General features: G+C 73.4%; 16 protein-coding genes. 5 read left to right on the top strand and 11 right to left on the bottom strand.

Features of this window, described 5'->3' with window-relative positions; all coding sequences use genetic code 11:
* Positions 1–66: 66 nt before the first annotated feature.
* Positions 67–1,692 carry a PucR family transcriptional regulator gene (locus tag ACZ7JZ_RS17515; RefSeq protein WP_470939636.1) on the bottom strand — a complete coding sequence of 542 codons (1,626 nt, stop codon included), beginning with the start codon at positions 1,690–1,692 and terminating at the stop codon, positions 67–69.
* 86 nt (positions 1,693–1,778) lie between these two features.
* Entirely contained in the window at positions 1,779–4,193 is a 2,415-nt protein-coding gene (locus tag ACZ7JZ_RS17510) for an ATP/GTP-binding protein (protein WP_470939634.1), read from the bottom strand.
* Between the two features lie 225 nt (positions 4,194–4,418).
* Here ACZ7JZ_RS17510 and gabT point away from each other — a divergent pair, with 225 nt between their 5' ends.
* Entirely contained in the window at positions 4,419–5,753 is a 1,335-nt protein-coding gene (gene gabT, locus ACZ7JZ_RS17505; RefSeq protein ID WP_470939632.1) for a 4-aminobutyrate--2-oxoglutarate transaminase, read from the top strand.
* 378 nt (positions 5,754–6,131) lie between these two features.
* Positions 6,132–6,737, top strand: a complete 606-nt coding sequence (locus tag ACZ7JZ_RS17500; RefSeq protein ID WP_470939629.1) for a phosphatase PAP2 family protein — start codon at positions 6,132–6,134, stop codon at positions 6,735–6,737.
* Here ACZ7JZ_RS17500 and ACZ7JZ_RS17495 read toward each other — a convergent pair.
* From ACZ7JZ_RS17495 to ACZ7JZ_RS17460, 8 genes are all read right to left on the bottom strand, one after another.
* Positions 6,722–8,548 (bottom strand): chitinase, encoded by a 1,827-nt coding sequence (locus ACZ7JZ_RS17495; RefSeq protein WP_470939626.1) that lies wholly within the window; start codon positions 8,546–8,548, stop codon positions 6,722–6,724. The two genes, ACZ7JZ_RS17500 and ACZ7JZ_RS17495, sit on opposite strands and share 16 nt — an antisense overlap.
* 111 nt (positions 8,549–8,659) lie before the next feature.
* The gene (locus ACZ7JZ_RS17490) at positions 8,660–9,172 is read right to left on the bottom strand and encodes a hypothetical protein (protein ID WP_470939623.1); all 513 of its coding nucleotides are present in this window, start codon (positions 9,170–9,172) and stop codon (positions 8,660–8,662) included.
* Between the two features lie 197 nt (positions 9,173–9,369).
* Positions 9,370–10,785 carry an NAD(P)/FAD-dependent oxidoreductase gene (locus tag ACZ7JZ_RS17485; protein ID WP_470939620.1) on the bottom strand — a complete coding sequence of 472 codons (1,416 nt, stop codon included), beginning with the start codon at positions 10,783–10,785 and terminating at the stop codon, positions 9,370–9,372.
* Between the two features lie 31 nt (positions 10,786–10,816).
* The gene (locus tag ACZ7JZ_RS17480) at positions 10,817–11,611 is read right to left on the bottom strand and encodes an ABC transporter permease (RefSeq protein ID WP_470939617.1); all 795 of its coding nucleotides are present in this window, start codon (positions 11,609–11,611) and stop codon (positions 10,817–10,819) included.
* A complete protein-coding gene (locus tag ACZ7JZ_RS17475; RefSeq protein ID WP_470939614.1) occupies positions 11,611–12,540 on the bottom strand; it encodes an ABC transporter permease in 930 nt (309 codons plus the stop codon). The genes ACZ7JZ_RS17480 and ACZ7JZ_RS17475 overlap by 1 nt, the downstream gene beginning before the upstream one ends.
* Positions 12,537–13,685 (bottom strand): ABC transporter ATP-binding protein, encoded by a 1,149-nt coding sequence (locus tag ACZ7JZ_RS17470; protein WP_470939611.1) that lies wholly within the window; start codon positions 13,683–13,685, stop codon positions 12,537–12,539. The genes ACZ7JZ_RS17475 and ACZ7JZ_RS17470 overlap by 4 nt, the downstream gene beginning before the upstream one ends.
* A gap of 62 nt (positions 13,686–13,747) precedes the next feature.
* A complete protein-coding gene (locus ACZ7JZ_RS17465; RefSeq protein WP_470939608.1) occupies positions 13,748–14,998 on the bottom strand; it encodes a polyamine ABC transporter substrate-binding protein in 1,251 nt (416 codons plus the stop codon).
* A gap of 47 nt (positions 14,999–15,045) precedes the next feature.
* Positions 15,046–16,560 carry a gamma-aminobutyraldehyde dehydrogenase gene (locus ACZ7JZ_RS17460; RefSeq protein ID WP_470939605.1) on the bottom strand — a complete coding sequence of 505 codons (1,515 nt, stop codon included), beginning with the start codon at positions 16,558–16,560 and terminating at the stop codon, positions 15,046–15,048.
* Positions 16,561–16,734: 174 nt separating this feature from the next.
* Between ACZ7JZ_RS17460 and ACZ7JZ_RS17455 the strand changes: the two genes are divergently transcribed.
* Entirely contained in the window at positions 16,735–17,286 is a 552-nt protein-coding gene (locus tag ACZ7JZ_RS17455) for an NADAR family protein (RefSeq protein ID WP_470939602.1), read from the top strand.
* A gap of 42 nt (positions 17,287–17,328) precedes the next feature.
* Here the strand turns inward: ACZ7JZ_RS17455 and ACZ7JZ_RS17450 are convergent, their stop codons facing one another.
* Positions 17,329–18,108 (bottom strand): DUF4190 domain-containing protein, encoded by a 780-nt coding sequence (locus ACZ7JZ_RS17450; RefSeq protein ID WP_470939599.1) that lies wholly within the window; start codon positions 18,106–18,108, stop codon positions 17,329–17,331.
* 108 nt (positions 18,109–18,216) lie between these two features.
* Here ACZ7JZ_RS17450 and ACZ7JZ_RS17445 point away from each other — a divergent pair, with 108 nt between their 5' ends.
* Positions 18,217–19,242, top strand: coding sequence for an adenosine deaminase (locus ACZ7JZ_RS17445; RefSeq protein ID WP_470939596.1), 1,026 nt, complete (start codon positions 18,217–18,219; stop codon positions 19,240–19,242).
* A gap of 20 nt (positions 19,243–19,262) precedes the next feature.
* Entirely contained in the window at positions 19,263–19,952 is a 690-nt protein-coding gene (locus ACZ7JZ_RS17440) for a glycerophosphodiester phosphodiesterase (protein WP_470939594.1), read from the top strand.
* Positions 19,953–19,961: the final 9 nt, after the last annotated feature.

Below are 19,961 nucleotides of genomic sequence, written 5' to 3'. Positions count from 1 at the left end.
GTCCGGTGCGGGCGTCCGTACCGGATTCCGTACGGGCACCCGTACCGGACCCGCAGCGCCGGGCGGTCAGGAGGCGCCGCCGCCGGCCTTCAGGGCGAGCCACAGCTCCATGCGGACGTCCGGGTCGTCGAGGGAGCGCCCGAGGATCTCCTCCACGCGGCGCATCCGGTAGCGCAGGGTGTGCCGGTGCACGCCGAGGTCGGCGGCGGCGGCGTCCCACTGGCCGTGCCGGGAGAGCCAGGCCTGGAGGGAGGCGACGAGGTCGCCGCGGCCGGTGGCGTCGTGCTCGCGCAGGGCGCGCAGGGTGCCGTCGGCGAAGGCGCGCACGGCGTCGTCGGCGAGCAGGGGCAGGACGGAGCCGCTGGCCAGCTCCTCGTGTTCGACGAGGGTGCGGCCGCGGCGGCGGGCCACGGCCAGGGCCTGGTCGGCCTGCTTGTAGGCGGCGGGGGCGTCCTCGGGGGAGGCCGGGGCGGAGAGCCCGACGACGAGCCCGGCCTCGGGGCCGCGGTCCGGGTCGGCGGGGGCGGCCGGCGTTGCCGGGGCCGGCGCGGGGTCCCCGGCGGGGGCGGTCGCGGCGGCGGCCCCTTCGACGGACTCGGCGTGGTCGGCGCAGGCCTGTACGGCGGCTCCGCCGTCGGCCGCGAGGACCACGAGCCGGCCCTCCTCCGGCCGGGGGACGGTGAGCAGCGGCTCCCCCGCGCGGGCGGCGGCGGACTCCACGGCGTCGGCGAGCAGGGCCAGCGGCTCGGGGGCCGCTGACTCGGCGAGGACCACCCGGAAGGGGGACGCGAGCAGCCCGCCGTGCAGGGCGGCGGCAACGGACCGTGCGTGCCCGGCCTCCCCGGCCAGGAGCATGTCGAGGACGGCGGCGCCGAGCCGGGCCTCGGCGTCGTGGAGGGAGCGGGAGCGCTCGGTGGTCAGGGTCAGGAGGGCGACGGCGGAGTGGACGGCGTACCGCTCGGCGGTGCCGAGGGGGGCGCCGGTGCCCACCGCGAGGGCGCCGCGGGCCCGCCGCCCGGTGCCGAGGGACTGGAGCTCGACCCGGTCCTCGGAGCCGCCGACCACGGCGCTGGCGGGGGCGGGCCGCTCGCGCAGCCGCTCCACGTCGGCGGTGAGCCGGGCGGCGCGCCGGGCGGCCCAGTCGGGGGCGGCGGCGACGACCATGCCGGAGGCGTCGTAGAGGGCGGCCCAGCCCTGGACGTGGGCGGCGAGGCGGGTGAGGAGTTCGCCGGGGCCGTCGGCGGAGAGCGCGGCCCGGGTCAGTTCGCGCTGGGCCTCGAAGCCGGCGGTGACGGCCCGGTACTGGTCGGCGGCGAGGGCCGCGGAGACGGCCTTGCTGATGGCGAGGAAGGGGGTGCGGCGGGGTACTTCGAGGAGGGGCAGGTCCTCGGCGCGGGCCGCGTCGAGGAGGGCCTGCGGGACGGCGTCGTAGTTGACCCCGACGGCGAAGCCGAGGCCGACCACCCCGGCGGCGGCGAGGCGCCGGACGTAGCGGCGCATCTCCTCGGGGTCCTCGGCGTCCAGCTTCATCGCCGTGATCAGCAGCAGCTCGCCGCCCTCCATGTAGGGGACGGGGTCGGCGAGCTCGCTGACGTGGGCCCAGCGGACGGGGGTGTCCAGCTTCCCCTCGCCGGCCCGGACGGCGAGTTTGAGCGCCGAGTGCTGGACGAGCGAGGCGAGGGTGAGCGGCATCGGTACCGTGCGCTTTCGGCCGTGGATTTTCGCCGTGTCGTACGAACGGCGCAGGTCGATTCTGCCACCCCGTAAGGGTCGGGGCATCAGCCGTCGAGGTGGACGAGGAGCGGGGCCGTGCGCTCCCCGCGCACCGAGGTCAGGGAGAGCACCGCGTGCCCGGGCGGCACGGCGTGGGCGAGCTCGGAGGCCGACCAGCGCTCCCGCTCCACCTGGCGCACGGTCACGGCGTCCGTGGTGACGGCCCGGCCGGTGACCAGCTTGCGGAAGGAGTTGACCATGCGGGTCAGCGGCTGGTCGGCGTAGACGGTGCGGCTGGTGACGTCCCGGGTCTCGACCCATTCGGTGCCCCAGGCCTCGGCGAAGCGCTTGCCGTCCCAGGTGGTCACCCCGGAGAAGGCCATCCGGCAGCCGACGGCCCCCAGCAGCGGGGTGCGCAGCGGCTCGGGTACGTCGTCCAGGGTGCGCAGCGCCAGCAGCACGCCCGCGTTGGCCGAGCGCAGCCGCTGGACCCCGCGGACGGTCTCGGCGGTCAGGGTCCGGGCGGCGTCGTCGAGGAGGAGGCAGGCGAAGAGGGAGCGGTCGGCGCGGGCGGCGGCGCTCGCCGTGAACTGGGCGAGCAGCAGCCGGGCCAGCATCCGGGCGGCCTCGGCGTGGCCGCGCTCGGGCAGGTCGATGCGGACCCGCAGGGGGTGTTCGAGGGAGCGCAGGGAGAAGGGCCGGCCGCGGCCGGAGGTGTCGAAGAAGCCGTCGAAGGCGGGCCGGTCGAGGAGGGCGATCCGGTCGGCGAGCAGCGGGCCGGGGTCGCCGGGGGCCCCGGTCTGGCGGTCGCGGGCGTCGAGTTCGCGAAGCATGGCGTGGTGGCCGGCGCCTTCCAGGGCGGACCGGAGCCCTGCACGGGCGGCGGCCGGCACGTCGAGCAGCTCGCGCAGTTCGGGGACGCCGGGGAAGCGACCGTGCGCGGCCCGGAAGGGACCGAGGAGCTGGGCGAGCGCGGTGGCGGCGCGGCGCGTGGGGTCGCCGGGGGCGTCGCCCACGAGGCCTTCGGCGAGCAGGGCGGCGGCCTCGTCGGGGTCGGCGGCGCCGCCGTACAGGTCGAGGTCGTACACGGAGGCGGGGTCGGCGATCTTGACCACCACGTCGTACGCCCCGTCGGGCCCGAGGGCGGTGCCGGCGGCGCCCACGGCGATCACGGCGGCCTGTCCGGCGAGGGCCTGCAGGGCCAGGGCCTCGGCCACGGGCCGGACGAGCCGCCGGGTCTTCCCGGTCCCGGAGGGGCCGACGGCGAGCAGGGAGGTGCCGAGCACGTCGGGGTCGAGGGCGAGCCCGGTGCCGCGGCGCGGGTACGGGTTGCGCTCGCCGGGGTCGACGGCCCCGATCCGCACCTGGCGGACGGCGAGGTCGTGGCGGGCGGCGCGGACGGGCAGGTCGCGCGCGCGGGAGGGGTGGAGGCAGGCGGCCGCGCCCTGGTCGCGGACGGCAGCGTCGAAGGCGCGCAGCCGCCCCGGGTCGGCCTGCACGGACTGCCAGGCGCGGCGGATGCGGGCGCAGTCCACGTCGTTCATGCGGCCGGAGGCGGCTTCGGCGGCCAGCCGGTCGGCGGCCCCGGGGAGCCCGGCGGCCCGCAGCTCGGGCCAGTCGGCGGGGTCCACGGCGGGGGCTGCGGCCGCGGCGGCGGGGTCGGCGGGCACGGCCGCTCCGGCGCCCTTGCGGCCGCGCAGGGCGCGGGCCAGCGGGGCGAACCAGCCCGCGAGCCAGCAGAAGGGCAGCAGGACCAGGGTGTAGACCACGGGGTCGGCCCGGCCGGGCAGGTCCATGTTGTAGCGGGCCACGGCCAGGGCGGCGGCCGGGTCGGCGGGCCGGGAGTAGTCGAAGGGCAGGAAGCCGTACGCGACCTGCCGTACGGGCAGGGTCCCGGCCTTGACCAGGGAGACCACGAGCACGGCGGCGGCCACGGCGAACAGGGCGCGGGCGGCGGGCCCGCGGGCCGCCACCAGCCGGCGGAAGGCCTCGGGCCAGCTGCCGAGCTTCCCGAAGCCGTAGAGGAGGCCGCCGGTGATCAGGAGCTCGTAGACGGCGAGGGCGGTGAGCCCTCCGGTGGCCAGGGCGGGGGCGCCGGTGGCGGTCCACCAGTCGTTCGGGGTGAACAGGCGCAGGGGCAGGTCCCACTGCGGTACGTAGCGGTTGTGGACCAGCGACCAGACGAGCACGCAGGTCAGGAAGGAGATGAGGGCTCCGCTGAGCAGGGCGCGGGAGGGGGTGCGGTCCGGGGCGTGGGTGGCGCGCGGCACGTGCCCGTAGCGCCAGACCCCCGGTTCGGCGGCCGGGCGCGGGACCCGCAGCCAGTCGGCGAGGGCCGGGCCCGAGCGGGGGGCGTGGGCGGGCGGCGGGGGCACCTGCGGGGCGCGGGGGGGCACAGCGGGTGCGGGCGTTTCCTGGGGGCCCGCGGGCCGGGGTACCCCCGCGCGGCCCACCGCGTCGTACGTGCCTTCGGTGTCCATGAACCCCTGCCCCCTGACCGTGATCCCGTACTGCGCCGCTCAATCTAGTGCCCGGTCCCGGCGCGGGGGCCGGGACCGGGCACGAGCCACAAGACACTCCCTATGGCCGCTGCGGACAAGGACACGCGGGCACCACTCCCTGATGGAGCATGCTTTCGCCCCCCGGGCGGGCCTAGCCTGCGGACAAAGACACAAGTGCGTCCGAAACACCCCCCAGGAGCCCCCATGACCGCTGTCCCGCAGGAGCGCAAGATCGTCACCGCGATCCCCGGCCCGAAGTCGCAGGAGCTGCAGGCCCGCCGCCTGGAGACGGTGGCCGGCGGCGTCGGATCCGTGCTGCCCGTCTTCACCGCCCGCGCGGACGGCGGCATCATCGAGGACATCGACGGCAACCGCCTGATCGACTTCGGCTCCGGCATCGCCGTGACCTCGGTCGGCGCCTCCGCCGAGGCCGTCGTGCGCCGCGCCTCCGCGCAGCTCGCCGACTTCACCCACACCTGTTTCATGGTCACGCCGTACGAGGGCTACGTCGAGGTCTGCGAGGCGCTGGCCGAGCTGACCCCGGGCGACCACGCGAAGAAGTCGGCGCTGTTCAACTCGGGCGCCGAGGCGGTCGAGAACGCCGTCAAGATCGCCCGTTCGTACACCAAGCGCCAGGCCGTCGTCGTCTTCGACCACGGCTACCACGGCCGCACCAACCTCACCATGGCGCTGACGGCGAAGAACATGCCGTACAAGCAGGGCTTCGGCCCGTTCGCCCCCGAGGTCTACCGCGTGCCGGTGGCCTACGGCTACCGCTGGCCCACGGGCGCCGAGAACTGCGGCCCCGAGGCCGCAGCCCAGGCGATCGACCAGATCTCGAAGCAGATCGGCGCCGAGAACGTCGCCGCGATCATCATCGAGCCGGTGCTCGGCGAGGGCGGCTTCATCGAGCCGGCCAAGGGCTTCCTCCCGGCGATCGTGAAGTTCGCCAACGACAACGGCATCGTCTTCGTCGCCGACGAGATCCAGTCCGGCTTCTGCCGCACCGGCCAGTGGTTCGCGTGCGAGGACGAGGGCATCGTCCCGGACCTGATCACCACCGCCAAGGGCATCGCGGGCGGTCTGCCGCTCGCCGCCGTCACGGGCCGCGCCGAGATGATGGACTCCGTCCACGCGGGCGGCCTCGGCGGCACCTACGGCGGCAACCCGGTGGCCTGCGCCGGCGCGCTCGGCTCCATCGAGACCATGAAGGAGCTCGACCTCAACGCCAAGGCGAAGCGGATCGAGTCGGTCATGAAGGCCCGCCTGACGGCCATGCAGGAGAAGCACGAGATCATCGGCGACATCCGGGGCCGCGGCGCCATGATCGCCATCGAGCTGGTCAAGGACCCGGAGTCGAAGGCCCCGAACGCCGAGGCCGCCGCCGCGCTCGCCAAGTACTGCCACAACGAGGGCGTGCTCGTCCTCACCTGCGGCACCTACGGCAACGTGCTCCGCTTCCTCCCGCCGATCGTCATCGGCGAGGACCTGCTGAACGAGGGCCTGGACGTGATCGAGGCCGCGCTCGCGGCCCTCTGATCGAGGATCAGGAACAGGCTTGCGGAAGCCGTTCGACCTGTACCGCCGGTAACGGGCGGGCGCTGTGAAGAAGGTGTGGGGGGCCGATGGCGGGAGCACGTTCCCGCTGTCGGTCCCCCTTCCGCTGCCGTACGGTTTCTGCAGATGAGTGAAACACCCCGTCCGCAGGGCACTGCGGGCGACACCGGTACCGGGCTTCCCCAACCCCCTGCCGGGCGCGCTCAGGCGCGCACTCCTCTCCGATCGGATGGCCTGCCGCCCCACACCCCCCGGGGCGGCCGGCAGCCCGGTCCCGCCGGCCGTCCCGGAACCATCCCCCCCGTTCCCGGACGGCCGGCCACCTCCTCCCCCGCACCGGGACCCGGCCCGCACCGGCCCGTGCCGCGCCGCGCGAAGCCGCTGCTCCCCGCGCTGCTCTGCCTCGCCGGGCTCGCCCTGGCCGCCTGGCAGGTCCTGGTGTCCGGCCCGCTGCTGGTCCCGGACGAGGCCCTCAGCCGCGCCCTGGTGCGCTCCGTGCCCGACCCGGTCACCGAGCGGCTCTCCGACCTCGGCAACATCCCGGTCGCCGTCCCCGTCCTGGTCCTGGCCATGGCGTACGCCCTGCGGCGCGGCAGCGGCTGGCGCCCGCCCGCCGCTGCGGCCCTGGCGATGGCGCTCGTCCCCGCGGTGGTGGTCCCGCTCAAGCTGTGGACGGCCCGCCCGGGCCCGCTGGAGCCCTGGGCCTCCGGCTACTTCCCCTCCGGGCACACGGCCACCGCCGCCGTGGCCTACGTCGGGGCCGCCCTGCTCGTCACCCCGTACCTGCGCCGGGCGTGGGCGGTGCCCGCCGCCCTCGCTCTCGCGACGGCGACGGGCACCGGACTGGTGCTGCGCGGGTTCCACTGGCCCCTCGACGTCCTGGCCAGCGCCCTGCTGAGCGCGGCCCTGCTGCTCGGGGTCGCGGCGGCCGTCCGCGCCGGCGGCAGCGGTCAGCGGCGGCCGTAGTACGTGTCGAAGTTCCGGGAGAACTCCCAGCCGCCGAACCGGTCCCAGTTCACCGACCAGGTCATCAGCCCGCGCAGCGCGGGCCAGGTGCCGTGGGTCCGGTACGAGCCGCAGTTCGTCTTCTTCGTGAGGCAGTCCAGCGCCTTGTTCACCTCCGCCGGGGCGGTGTGCCCGTTGCCCGCGTTGACCGTGGCGGGCAGGCCGATGGCCACCTGCTCGGGGCGCAGCGCCGGGAAGACCCGGGAGGTGTTGCCCGCCACCGGGAAGCCGGTGAGGAGCATGTCGGTCATGGCGATGTGGAAGTCCGCGCCGCCCATGGAGTGGTACTGGTTGTCGAGGCCCATGATCGGCCCGGAGTTGTAGTCCTGGACGTGCAGCAGGGTGAGGTCGTCGCGCAGGGCGTGGATGACGGGCAGGTAGGCGCCGGCCCGCGGGTCCTGGCCGCCCCAGGGGCCGGATCCGTAGAACTGGTATCCGAGCTGCACGAAGAAGGTCTCGGGGGCCATGGTCAGGACGAAGTCCTCGCCGTACTTGGCCTTGAGGGTCCGCAGGGCCGAGATCAGGTGGGTGATCACGGGGGTGGTGGGGTTGCGGAAGTCCGTGTCCCCGGTGGCCAGCGAGAGGGAGTGGCCCTCGAAGTCGATGTCGAGCCCGTCGAGCCCGTACTCGTCGATGATCTTCGAGACGGAGGAGACGAAGGTGTCGCGGGCGGCGGTGGTGCCCAGCTGGACCTGGCCGTTCTGGCCGCCGATGGAGATCAGCACCTTCTTTCCGGCCGCCTGCCGGGCCTTGATGGCGGCCTTGAACTCGGCGGGGCTCTCGACGTTGGGACACTCGCTCACCGGGCAGAGCGAGAAGCGGATGTCGCCGGAGGTGACCGAGGTGGGCTCGCCGAAGGCCAGGTTGACGATGTCCCAGGAGGCGGGGACGTCGGCCATGCGGAGGTAGCCGGAGCCGTTGGCGAATCTGGAGTGCAGGTAGCCGACGAGGACCCGCTCGGGCAGGCCGGGTCCGGGGCCGGGGCCGCCCCCGGAGGTGGTGATGCCCGTGACGGCCGCGCTGCGGGGCGATTCGCCGGCCGCGTTCACGGCGCTGACCTGGAAGGAGTACGCGGTCGAGGGGGCGAGTCCGGTGACGGTGGCGGAGGTGCCGGTGACGGACAGGGGGGCCGCGCCCTCGCGGTGGACCCGGTAGCCGGTGGCCCCGGCCGCCGCGGACCAGGTCAGGGTGAGGCTGGAGGAGGTGGCGGAGCCCGCGGCGAGCCCGGCGGGGGCGGCGGGCGGCTGCTCCTGCCCGGTGCCGGGGTCGGGGCCGACGAGGGTGAGGTCGTCGGCGAAGTAGGCGCTCTGGCCGTACCAGCCGTGGGTGTAGACGGTCACGGAGGTGGTGGCCGGGCCGGTGCGGAAGCTCGTGCTCAGCTTCTGCCAGGAGGCGGCCGAGGGGGTCCAGGTGGACACGTCGGAGGTGCCGGTGCCGGAGGCGCCGAGGTAGACGTACCCGCCCTGCACCCAGGCGCCGAGCGTGTACGTCGAATCGGGCTTGACCGTGACGGTCTGGCTGCACTTGGCGTGGTCCTGGCCGCCGGGGACGGCCTTGAGGGCGGCGGCGCCGCCGTGGACGGGCGCGGTGACGGTGCTGCCGGCCGTACAGGTCCAGCCGCTGAGGCCGGCCTCGAAGCCGCCGTTGCGGGCGAGGTCGGCGTCGGCGGCCGGGGCGGCCGCGGCGGCGCCGGGCAGCCCTGCGGCGAGCAGGGCGGCCGCGGCCAGGGCGCCGGCGGCCCAGGAGGTGATCCGGGTGGGGGTGCGTTGCACTGCTGCCTCCGGAGCATGGGGGGACGGAGGGGGTGACGGGAGCACAACATGGTCCAGACCAATGCGGCTGTCAAGGGATCGCGCACCAACTCCCCACGCCCCGCGCCCCGTTCACTCCGGTACGGGCAGCTCCCCGGCCGCCTCCCCTGCCGCCCCGCCCGCCGCGCCGCCTGCTGCACCTCCTGCCAGGAACGCCGCCGCCTCGTGCATCGCCAGCTCCAGCAGCACCGGGTCGTTGAGGTGCCCCGAGCCGTCCGGCGGGACCACCCAGCGCACCCCGCCGGAGGCCCGCCCCGGGTGCGGGACCACGATCCACGTCCCGCTGCCCGCCCCCCGCACCCCGGTGCCGAGCCAGCGCGCCGCGGTGCCCGGCGGGACGAAGAAGCCGAGCCGCCCCTCGCCGAAGTCGGCCAGCACCGGACCGGGCCGACCGGCGAGCCGGCCCAGCACCTCGTACGTGGACCGGGCCAGCTCCGGGGGCAGGATCAGCACGTCCCAGCGGCGGCCGGCGGGCAGCAGGGCCACCCCGTGCGCACTGCGCTCCCACTCCCAGCGGCAGGCGTCCGGATCCGGCGCCGCCGAGGCCAGCCACTCCAGCGCGGCCCTCGCTCCCGAACCGTTCATGTCCGCTCTCCCTCGCCTCGCGATCAGCGGCCGCCCCTTCTTGGACGGCGCGTCAACGGGAGAGAGCGGCCGGGGCGCCGGACATGACGCGGGTTCGGCTACCGACTGGTAGTGAGACGGGTCACATATGGGTCACGGGTGTGCGCCCCCGCTCCTGCGGGGGCGCACACCCGTGCACGTCGGGAGGGTGCGGCGGATCAGCTGTCGAAGCCGAGCCCGAACTTGTCCAGGGTCTTCAGCCAGAGGTTGCGCCGCCCGCCCCGGGTGTCCGCCCGGGCCAGGGACCACTTGGTCAGCGCGATCCCGGTCCACGCGAAGGGCTCGGGCGGGAACGGCATCGGCTTGGACCTCACCATCTCCAGCACGGTCCGCTCGGTGCGCTCCCCGGCCAGCAGGTCGAGCATCACGTCGGCGCCGAAGCGCGTGGAGCCCACCCCGAGGCCGGTGTAGCCGGCGGCGTACGCCACCTTCCCGGAGTACGCCGTGCCGAAGAAGGCGGAGAAGCGGGAGCAGGTGTCGATGGCACCGCCCCAGGCGTGGCTGAAGTTCACCCCCTCCAGCTGCGGGAAGCAGGTGAAGAAGTGCTGCGCGAGCTTCAGGTAGGTCTCGGGGCGGTGGTCGTACTCGGAGTCGAGCTTTCCGCGGTACGGGTAGATGGCGTCGTAGCCGCCCCACAGGATCCGGTGGTCGGGGGTGATCCGGAAGTAGTGGAACTGGTTGGCGCTGTCGCCCAGGCCCTGGCGCTTCTTCCAGCCGATGGCCTCCAGCTGCGCGGGGGTGAGCGGCTCGGTCATCAGGGCGTAGTCGTAGACGGGGACGGTCAGCGGGCGGATCCGCTTGACCAGGGAGGGGAAGATGTTGGTGCCGAGGGCCACCCGGCGGGCGAAGACCCGGCCGTAGGGGGTCTTGACGGTCATCCCGGCCCCGGAGGCGGCCATCTTCAGGCCGCGGGTGTTCTCGTAGATCCGCACCCCGAGGCCCAGGCAGGCCTCCTTGAGGCCCCAGGCCAGGCGGGCGGGGTTGAGCATGGCCACCCCGTCCTTGTCCCAGAGCCCGCCGAGGAAGGTGGGCGAGTTCACCTCGGCCCGCAGCTCGTCGCGGTCGAGCAGGACGGAGCCCCCGAAGCCCAGCTTCTCGGCCTCGGCGTGCAGCTCGCGCAGCTCCTCCATCTGGTGGGGCTCGGTGGCCACGTCGATCTCGCCGGTGCGCTCGAAGTCGCAGTCGATGCCGTAGCGGGCCACGGCCTCCTCGATGGCGTCGAGGTTGCGGGCGCCCAGCTCCTCCAGCTTGGCGAGCTCGCCCGGCCAGCGGGCGAGCCCGTTGGAGAACCCGTGGGTCAGGGAGGCGGCGCAGAAGCCGCCGTTGCGCCCGGAGGCGGCCCAGCCCGCCTCCCTGCTCTCGATCAGGACCACGTCCCGGCCGGGGTCGCGCTCCTTGGCCAGGAGCGCGGTCCACAGGCCGCTGTAGCCGCCGCCCACGACCAGCAGGTCGCAGTGTTCGTCACTGGTCAGGGCGGGCTGCGGGGCGGGCTTGCCGGGGTCGTCGAGCCAGTACGAGACCGGCAGCGCTTCGGAAAGGGATCGTGTGACACTTCGCATGGCGACTGGGGCCATGGCTTCCAACTCCCTACGGGACTGCTTGGCGTTACTTGTGCTGCATCTTCTTGCGGCGGTTGCCGACGCTCTGGCCGACGAGTACCACCAGGACGGCGATGGCGAACATGGCCGTACCGATGACGTTGATCTGTACGGGCGTACCGCGCTGGGCCGATCCCCACACGAACATGGGGAAGGTGACGGTGTTGCCCGAGTTGAAGTTGGTGATGATGAAGTCGTCGAAGGACAGGGCGAAGGACAGCAGGGCGCCGGCCGCGATGCCGGGGGCGGCGATCGGCAGGGTCACCCGCAGGAAGGTCTGCAGGGGGCCCGCGTACAGGTCCCTGGCGGCCTCCTCCAGCCTCGGGTCCATCGACAGCACGCGCGCCTTGACCGCGGCCACCACAAAGCTGAGGCAGAACATGACGTGGGCGATCAGGATGGTCCAGAAGCCCAGCTCGACGCCCATGTTGAGGAAGAGCGCGAGCAGCGAGGCGGCCATCACGATCTCCGGCATGGCCATCGGCATGAAGATCAGCGAGTTCACCGCCCCGCGGGCCCGGAAGCGGTAACGCACGAGCGCGAAGGCGATGGCGGTGCCCAGCGCGGTCGCGCCGAGGGTGGCCCACAGGGCGATCTGGAACGACAGGGCGAGCGAGCCGCACATGTCGGCGACCCCGCAGGGGTCCTTCCAGGCCTCCAGCGAGAACTCCTGCCAGTCGTAGTTGAACCGGCCGGTGGGGTTGTTGAAGGAGAACACCGTCACGACGACGTTCGGCAGGATGAGGTACGCGAGGGTGCCGAGCCCGGCGATGACGACGAGGTTGCGTCGGAGCCACTGCATCAGACCAGGTCCTCCGTTCCGGCGCGGCGGATGTAGAGCGTGACCATGACCAGGACGACGGCCATGAGGATGAAGGACAGCGCGGCGGCCGTCGGGTAGTCCAGGATCCGCAGGTACTGCGACTGGATGACGTTGCCGATCATGCGGGTGTCCGTGGAGCCGAGCAGTTCGGCGTTGACGTAGTCGCCGCTCGCCGGGATGAAGGTCAGCAGCGTGCCCGAGACCACGCCCGGCATCGACAGCGGGAAGGTCACCTTGCGGAAGGCGGTGGCCGGGGAGGCGTACAGGTCGCCGGCCGCCTCGTGCAGGCGGGTGTCGATGCGCTCCAGCGAGGTGTACAGCGGCAGGATCATGAACGGCAGGAAGTTGTACGTCAGACCGCAGACCACCGCCAGCGGCGTGGCCAGCACCCGCTCGCCCTCGGTCATCCCCAGCCAGCTGGTGACGTCGAGGACGTGCAGGGTGTTGAGGGTCTGCACGACCACGCTGTCGTCCGCGAGGATCGTCTTCCAGGCCAGGGTGCGGATCAGGAAGCTCGTGAAGAACGGCGCGATGACCAGGATCAGCAGAAGGTTGCGCCAGCGGCCCGCCTTGAAGGCGATCAGGTAGGCCAGCGGGTAGCCGAGCAGCAGGCACAGCGCGGTGGCGGTGCCGGCGTACAGCAGCGAGCGCAGGAACTGCGGGTAGTACTCGGTGAAGGCGTCCCAGTAGGTCTGGAAGTGCCAGGTGACCCGGTAGCCCTCCTCCAGGGAGCCGGTCTGCACCGAGGTCGAGGCCTGGTAGACCATCGGCAGCACGAAGAAGACGAGCAGCCACACGATGCCGGGCAGCAGCAGCCAGTACGGGACCAGCCGCTTGCGCACGGAGGGCCGGTGGACCGGCGGCCCGGCGGGGGCGGGCGCCTGCGGGGGCGCCTCGGTGGCGGTCACGCGCCCTCCTCGACCGTCTCGGTGCCGGCGTCGATGTCCTGGTCGGCGTCGAGCCCGAAGGTGTGCGCCGGGTTCCAGTGCAGGACGACCTCGGTGCCCGGGACCAGGCGGGTGTCGCGCTCGATGTTCTGGACGTACACCTCCAGCTCCGGGCAGACCGGGCTGTCGACCACGAACTGCGTGGAGACCCCGATGAAGGAGGAGGCGGCGATCTTCCCGCGGACGGTGTTGCGGCCCCCGGCCACGCTGTGCGCCTCGTCCGCGTGCACCACGGAGATCTTCTCGGGCCGTACGCCGACCAGCAGGCGGCCCCCGGAGCGGGGGGTGGTGGCGCAGCGGGCGCCGGGCAGCCGCAGCCGGGTGCCGGCGGCGGAGACCACGACCTCGTCGCCGGTCTGCTCCACGGCGGCCTCGATCAGGTTCGAGGTGCCGAGGAAGTTGGCGACGAAGGTGGTGCGCGGGTTCTCGTACAGCTCGGCGGGGGCGCCCAGCTGCTCGACCCGGCCGCCGTTCATCACGGCCACGGTGTCGGCCATGGTCATGGCCTCCTCCTGGTCGTGCGTGACGTGGACGAAGGTGATGCCGACCTCGGTCTGGATCCGCTTGAGCTCCAGCTGCATCTGGCGGCGCAGCTTGAGGTCGAGGGCGCCGAGGGGCTCGTCGAGGAGGAGCACCTGCGGGTGGTTGATGAGCGCGCGGGCGACCGCCACGCGCTGCTGCTGGCCGCCGGAGAGCTGGTGGGGCTTCTTGCGGGCGTGCTCGCCGAGCTGGACCAGCCCGATCATGTCGTCGACCTGCTTCTTCACGGACTTGATGCCGCGCCGGCGCAGGCCGAAGGCGATGTTCTCGTAGATGTCCATGTGCGGGAAGAGCGCGTAGCTCTGGAAGACCGTGTTCACCGGGCGCTTGTAGGGCGGCAGGTGGGTGACCTCGCGGTCGCCGAGGTGCACGGTGCCGGTGGAGGGGTCCTCCAGGCCGGCGATCATGCGCAGCGTGGTGGTCTTCCCGCAGCCCGAGGCGCCGAGGAGGGCGAAGAAGGAGCCCTGCGGGATGGTCAGGTCCAGCGGGTGCACGGCCTGGAAGGAGCCGTAGTGCTTGCTGATCCCGGTGAGGCGGACGTCGCCGCCCGCGGTGTTGTCAGTCATGGGTCGCGGTCCCGGTGGTGGAGTCGAACGTCGAATGGGGGCGGGGTGCGGGCGTACGCCGGTCAGGCGCCGATGAGCTTGGCGAACTTCTCCTCGTACGCCGTCTCCTCCGCGCTGCTGAGCGAGCGGAAGGCGCGGGACTTCGCGGCCATGGCCTTGTCCGGGAGGATCAGCGTGTTGGCGGCGAGCTCGGGGTCGATCTTCGCGAGCTCGTCCTTGACCCCTTCGACGGGGCAGACGTAGTTGATGTAGGCGGCGAGCTGGGCGGCCACCGGGAGCTCGTAGTAGTAGTCGATGAGCTTCTCGGCGTTGGCCTTGTGCCGGGCCTTCGACGGGACGAGCAGGTTGTCGCTGGAGGTGATGTAGCCGGCCGCCGGGATGGCGAACTTGATGTCCGGGTTGTCGGCCTGGAGCTGGATGACGTCGCCGGCCCAGGCCAGACAGGCCGCGAGGTCGCCCTTGCTGAGGTCCGAGGTGTAGTCGTTGCCCGTGAAGCGGCGGATCTGCTTGCGGTCCACGCCCTTCTGGAGCCGCCCCACCGCCGCGTCGAAATCGGCGTCGGTGAAGGACCGGGGGTCCTTGCCCATGTCGATCAGGGTCATGCCGACGGTGTCGCGCATCTCCGTCAGGAAGCCGACGCGGCCCTTGAGGGCGGGGTCGTCGAGCATCTGGCTCACCGAGTCGACCGTCCTGCCGCCGGTCGCCTTGGAGTTGTAGGCGATGACGGTGGAGATGCCGGTCCAGGGGTACGAGTACGCCCGGCCCGGGTCCCAGTCGGGGCTGCGGAACTGCGGGGACAGGTGGGCGAAGGCGTGGGGCAGGTGCGAGGCGTCCAGCTTCTGCGCCCAGCCGAGCCGGATCATGCGGCCGGCCAGCCAGTCGGTGACCACGATCAGGTCGCGGCCGGTGTCCTGGCCGGCCGCGAGCTGGGGGCGGATCTTCCCGAAGAACTCGACGTTGTCGTTGATGTCCTCGGTGTACTTGACCTTGATCCCGGTGCGTTTGGTGAACGCCTCCAGGGTCGGCCGGGACTTCTCGTCCTCACTGGTGTCCATGTACTCGGTCCAGTTGGAGAAGTTGACCGTCTTCTCCTTGGCCGAGAAGTCCGAGGAGGCCGCGGCCCCCTCCCCCTCCCGCTTGGCCGGCGGGATCCCGCAGGCGGTCAGGCCCGCGAGCCCGCCGAGGGTGAGCGCTCCGGCTCCGGAGGCGCGCAGCAGCGAACGGCGCGTCAGGGCGCCGCGGCCGCTGGTCAGGCTGCGCCGCACCGCGGCGAGTTGCGCCGACGAGAGGCGGTCGTGCTCGTACTGCTCCATGCGCTGTTCCCTTTCGGGTGGGTGGGCCGTCGGTCGGACGGCGGCTGCTATCGGTCCCCGAAGATCGTGCGGTGCCAGTCCTTCGCCGCCACCGCGGTGTTGTCGAACATCACATGCTTGACCTGCGTGTACTCCTCGAAGGAGTAGGCACTCATGTCTTTTCCGTAGCCGCTGGCCTTGTAGCCGCCGTGCGGCATCTCGCTGATGATCGGGATGTGGTCGTTGACCCAGACGCAGCCCGCCTTGACCTCGCGGGTGGCGCGCCCGGCCCGGTAGACGTCGCGGGTCCAGGCGGAGGCCGCGAGGCCGTACGGGGTGTCGTTGGCCAGCGCGATGCCCTCGTCGTCGGTGTCGAAGGGCAGGACGACCAGCACGGGCCCGAAGATCTCGGACTGGACCACCTCGCTGTCCTGGGGGGCGCCGGCGATCAGGGTGGGGCGGTAGTACGCCCCGTCCGCGAGCTCCCCGCCGGGGGCCTCTCCGCCGGTGACGACGGTGGCGTAGCCGCGGGCGCGCTCGACGAAGCCGGCGACGCGGTCGCGCTGGGCGTGGGAGACCAGCGGGCCGAGGTCGGTGCCGGGGGCGAAGGGGTCGCCGACCCGCACGGTCTCCATGAGCTCCGCGACGCGGGCGGTGAAGGCCTCGTAGAGGGGGCGCTGGACGTAGGCGCGGGTGGCGGCGGTGCAGTCCTGGCCGGTGTTGATCAGGGAGCCCGCGACGGCGCCGTGGGCGGCGGCCTCGACGTCGGCGTCGTCGAAGACGAGGAAGGGGGCCTTGCCGCCGAGCTCCAGGTGGAGGCGCTTGACCGTGGCGGTGGCCACCTCCGCGACCCGCTTGCCGACGGCGGTGGAGCCCGTGAAGGAGGTCATGACCACGTCGGGGTGGGCGACCAGGTGCTCGCCCGCGACCCGGCCGGAACCGGTGACGATGTTGATCACCCCGTCGGGGATCCCGGCCTCCTTGGCCGCCTGGGCGAACATGAGGGAGGTCAGGGGGGTGAGCTCAGCGGGCTTGAGGACGATCGTGTTGCCCGCGGCCACGGCCGGGAGGATCTTCCACGCGGCCATCTGGAGCGGGTAGTTCCAGGGGGCGATGGAGCCGACCACGCCGATCGCCTCGCGGCGCACGTACGAGGTGTGGTCGCCGGAGTACTCGCCGGCGGCCTGGCCCTGGAGGTGCCGGGCGGCGCCCGCGAAGAAGGCCGTGTTGTCGATGGTGCCGGGCACGTCGAACTCGGTGCTCAGCTTGAGGGGTTTGCCGCACTGCAGGGACTCTGCGTACGCGAAGTCCTCTGCCTGCGCGGCAAGGACCGCCGCCAGCCGGTGCAGGGCGTCGGACCGCTCGCCGGGGGTGGCGGCGGACCAGGCGGGGAAGGCGGACAGCGCGGCGGCGACGGCCTCGTCCACGTCAGCGGCGGAGGCGAGCTCGTAGGTGAGCACCTCCTCGCCGGTGGCCGGGTCCACCACGCTGTGTGACTGTCCGGAGGTGCCGGGCCTCAGCCGGCCGGCGATGTACTGCGCGCCGTCTGCGAAGCGGTCCTTAACCTGGAAGCGGTTGCCCATCACGCTCTCCGTAGCTCCAGCTCGAATTGAGTGCCGATCCTGGCAGAGGTGTTCCCCTCCGCCAAGTGATTCCGTGGTTGCCTTTTGATTACGCGACGGAATCGGTCGACCATGTGTCGCGTCGATCCGAAAATCCCGTACGAAGTGTCAGTGGCGACTGCCAGACTCGCGTGCATGGAGATGATCGACAAGCTGATCGGGCAGGTCAACGCCGGTGTCCGGGTGAAGTACCTGCCGTTTTGGGGACACCGCCCGCGGCCCGACGGCAGTCTCGGGGCGGGCTGTCTGAGCCAATGGTGGCCCTCCCCCTTCACCGTCGGTGACGTCACGTATGCAACGGCCGAGCACTGGATGATGGCGGAGAAGGCCCGGCTGTTCGGGGACGGGGAGGCCCTGGAGGCCGTCCTGTCCGCCCGTACGCCCGCGGAGGCGAAGAAGGCCGGGCGGCTGGTGCGCCGGTTCGACAACGCGGTCTGGGAGCGGGAGCGCTTCGGCATCGTGGTGGAGGGCAGCGTGCACAAGTTCGCCTCCTCCCCCGAGCTGACCGCCTTCCTCCTGGGCACCGGCGGGCGGGTCCTGGTCGAGGCCTCGCCGGTGGACCGGATCTGGGGCATCGGCCTGGCCGCCGACGACGAGCGGGCCGGCGACCCGGCCCGCTGGCGCGGGCTCAACCTGCTCGGCTTCGCCCTGATGGAGGCGCGGGAGCGGCTGGCCGCGGGCGGCTGAGCCAGGGGGCCCGGGCCTGGAGGGGGCGGCCCGGCCGGGGGCTCAGCCGGAGGGGTGGACGACCTGCTCGGTGGAGTGCTCCGGCGGCGCCGGGTTCTGTCCGCCGTCCTCCGTGGAGGTCGCGATGCCGATGACCAGGCCCACCACGATGACGGTGCCGATCAGGATGCCGACCGCGCCCAGGATGATCCCGGCGAGCGCCTTGCCGCCCTCGGTGGCGGTGCCCCGCCGGTACCGGGCGCGCCCGAGCACCCCGCAGACCACGGCGGCGATGCCGAGCACGGGGCTGAGGAAGCCCGTGCAGAAGACGGCGACGGAGCAGATGCCCAGCCAGAGGGCGGCGTTGCACAGCGAGTTGTCCGGGGGCGGGCTGCCGTCCCCGGCCGGCGGCAGGTACCCGTAGAAGCCGGGCTGCAGGTGGGAGGGGGTGGCGGGGCCCCACGGGTAGGGCGGGGCCCCGGCGGGGTGCGCGGGCTGCGCGGCGCCGTGGCCGGGTCCGGGGGCGCCGTACGCGCCGGGGGGCGCGGCCGGATAGCCGTAGCCGGGCCCGCTGCCGTACGGGGCCTGGGGCGCGGCCGGGTAGCCGTACGCGGGCGCGGCGGGGGCCGGGCCGGTGCCGGGCGCGGGGTCGGCCGGATAGCCGTACGCCGGGGTGGCCGGACCGGGGGTGTTGCCTGCCTGGGTGGGCTGGTCGTGGACGGAGGGCGGCTGCGGTACGGCCGCGCCCGGTGCGCCGGACTTGCCCGGAGTGACGCCCGGCTCCGGCGGCGCCCAGGGGTCCGCGGGCTCGTTGCGTGCGGGTCCCTCGTGCTGGTCGGACATGTGTTCAGGCCCCCCTCTCCTCGGGCCATGCTAAGGGCTGCCCCGGACGGCTCCCCCGGCTGCCTACGATGATCCCGACCTGCCCGCACCCGTCACCCGGAGGCCCTCATGCCCGATCTGCACCCGTTCATCGCGGGGCTGCCCAAGGCGGAGCTCCACGTCCACCACGTCGGTTCGGCCTCCCCCCGCATCGTCGCCGAACTGGCCGCCCGGCACCCCGACTCGAAGGTGCCCACCGACCCCGAGGCCCTCGCCGACTACTTCACCTTCACCGACTTCGCCCACTTCATCGAGGTGTACCTGTCGGTGGTGGACCTGGTCCGCACCCCCGAGGACGTCCGGCTGCTGACCTTCGAGGTCGCCCGCGACATGGCCCGGCAGAACATCCGGTACGCCGAGCTGACCATCACCCCCTACTCCTCCACGCGCCGCGGCATCGAGGAGAAGGCGTTCATGGAGGCCATCGAGGACGCCCGCAAGGCCGCCGAGGCCGAGCTCGGGGTCGTCCTGCGCTGGTGCTTCGACATCCCCGGCGAGGCCGGCCTGGCCGCCGCCGAGGAGACCGCGCGGCTCGCGGTGGACCTGCGCCCCGAGGGCCTGGTCTCCTTCGGCCTCGGCGGCCCGGAGATCGGCGTACCGCGCCCGCAGTTCAAGCCGTACTTCGACCGGGCCCGGGCGGCCGGCCTGCACAGCGTCCCGCACGCGGGCGAGACCACCGGTCCGGAGACCGTCTGGGACGCGATCCGCGAGCTGGGCGCCGAGCGCATCGGCCACGGCACCAGCTCCGTCCGGGACCCCGGGCTGCTGGCGTACCTGGCGGAGCACCGGATCGCCCTGGAGGTCTGCCCGACCTCGAACATCGCGACCCGCGCGGTGGCCACCCTGGAGGAGCACCCGCTCAGGGAGATGGTGGCGGCCGGGGTGCCGGTGACGATCAACAGCGACGACCCGCCGATGTTCGGCACCGACCTCAACAACGAGTACGCGGTGGCCGCCCGGCTGCTGGACCTGGACGAGCGCGGGCTCGCCGGCCTCGCGAAGAACGCCGTCGAGGCCTCGTTCCTCGACCCGGCCGGAAAGGCCCGCCTGGCCGCGGAGATCGACACGTACACGGCCGCCTGGCTCGCCCGCTGACGCACCGCCAGAATGGGGACATGCGCACCCTGACGGCCGTAGGCCACCGCGGAGACCCGTACGCCGCCCGCGAGAACACCCTCGCCTCGCTCCGCTCCGCGTTCGCGCGCGGAGCGGACGCGGTCGAGATCGACGTGCGGCTCACCCGCGACGGGGTGCCGGTCCTGCTGCACGACGAGGACCTGCGCCGGCTGTGGGGGCGGGAGGCGCGGGTGGACTCCGTGACGGCGGAGCGGCTGCGGGAGCTGACCGGCGGCGGGGTCCCCACCCTGCGCGAGGCGCTGATGGCCACCGGGGCCGGCCGGGTGATGATCGACCTGCCGGGCGCCACGGCCGCGGGGGTCAGGACGGTGGTGGGCCAGGTCCGCGAGTGCGGGGCCCGCGACCGCGCGTACTACTGCGCGGGCGCTGACACCATGCTCGCCGTCCGGGCGGCGGACCCGGGGGCGGAGATCGCACTGAGCTGGACCTCGCTGTGCCCGCCCAGCCGGACCCTGGTGGACGCGCTGGCCCCGCGCTGGCTCAACTACCGCTTCGGGCTGCTCAGCCCGGAGCTGACCGCGGCCCTGCACGCGGACGGCTTCCTGGTCTCCGCCTGGACGGCGGACACCCGGCGCACGATGCGCCGCCTGATCGACGCGGGCGTGGACTCGATCACCACGAACCGCGTGGACGCCCTGACGGCGGTCCGGGCGGCGGCCGGCCTCTGACGGCGCGGC

The organism is Streptomyces sp. NPDC038213 (assembly GCF_055600495.1).
This window is presented reverse-complemented; position numbering and strand designations above follow the sequence as displayed.

Coding starts and splice junctions, on each gene's coding strand:
- ACZ7JZ_RS17515 (WP_470939636.1), bottom strand. CDS start 1,692: ATGCCGCTCACCCTCGCCTCGCTCGTCCAGCACTCGGCGCTCAAACTC.
- ACZ7JZ_RS17510 (WP_470939634.1), bottom strand. CDS start 4,193: ATGGACACCGAAGGCACGTACGACGCGGTGGGCCGCGCGGGGGTACCC.
- gabT (WP_470939632.1), top strand. CDS start 4,419: ATGACCGCTGTCCCGCAGGAGCGCAAGATCGTCACCGCGATCCCCGGC.
- ACZ7JZ_RS17490 (WP_470939623.1), bottom strand. CDS start 9,172: ATGAACGGTTCGGGAGCGAGGGCCGCGCTGGAGTGGCTGGCCTCGGCG.
- ACZ7JZ_RS17485 (WP_470939620.1), bottom strand. CDS start 10,785: ATGGCCCCAGTCGCCATGCGAAGTGTCACACGATCCCTTTCCGAAGCG.
- ACZ7JZ_RS17480 (WP_470939617.1), bottom strand. CDS start 11,611: ATGCAGTGGCTCCGACGCAACCTCGTCGTCATCGCCGGGCTCGGCACC.
- ACZ7JZ_RS17470 (WP_470939611.1), bottom strand. CDS start 13,685: ATGACTGACAACACCGCGGGCGGCGACGTCCGCCTCACCGGGATCAGC.
- ACZ7JZ_RS17465 (WP_470939608.1), bottom strand. CDS start 14,998: ATGGAGCAGTACGAGCACGACCGCCTCTCGTCGGCGCAACTCGCCGCG.
- ACZ7JZ_RS17460 (WP_470939605.1), bottom strand. CDS start 16,560: ATGGGCAACCGCTTCCAGGTTAAGGACCGCTTCGCAGACGGCGCGCAG.
- ACZ7JZ_RS17455 (WP_470939602.1), top strand. CDS start 16,735: ATGGAGATGATCGACAAGCTGATCGGGCAGGTCAACGCCGGTGTCCGG.
- ACZ7JZ_RS17450 (WP_470939599.1), bottom strand. CDS start 18,108: ATGTCCGACCAGCACGAGGGACCCGCACGCAACGAGCCCGCGGACCCC.
- ACZ7JZ_RS17445 (WP_470939596.1), top strand. CDS start 18,217: ATGCCCGATCTGCACCCGTTCATCGCGGGGCTGCCCAAGGCGGAGCTC.
- ACZ7JZ_RS17440 (WP_470939594.1), top strand. CDS start 19,263: ATGCGCACCCTGACGGCCGTAGGCCACCGCGGAGACCCGTACGCCGCC.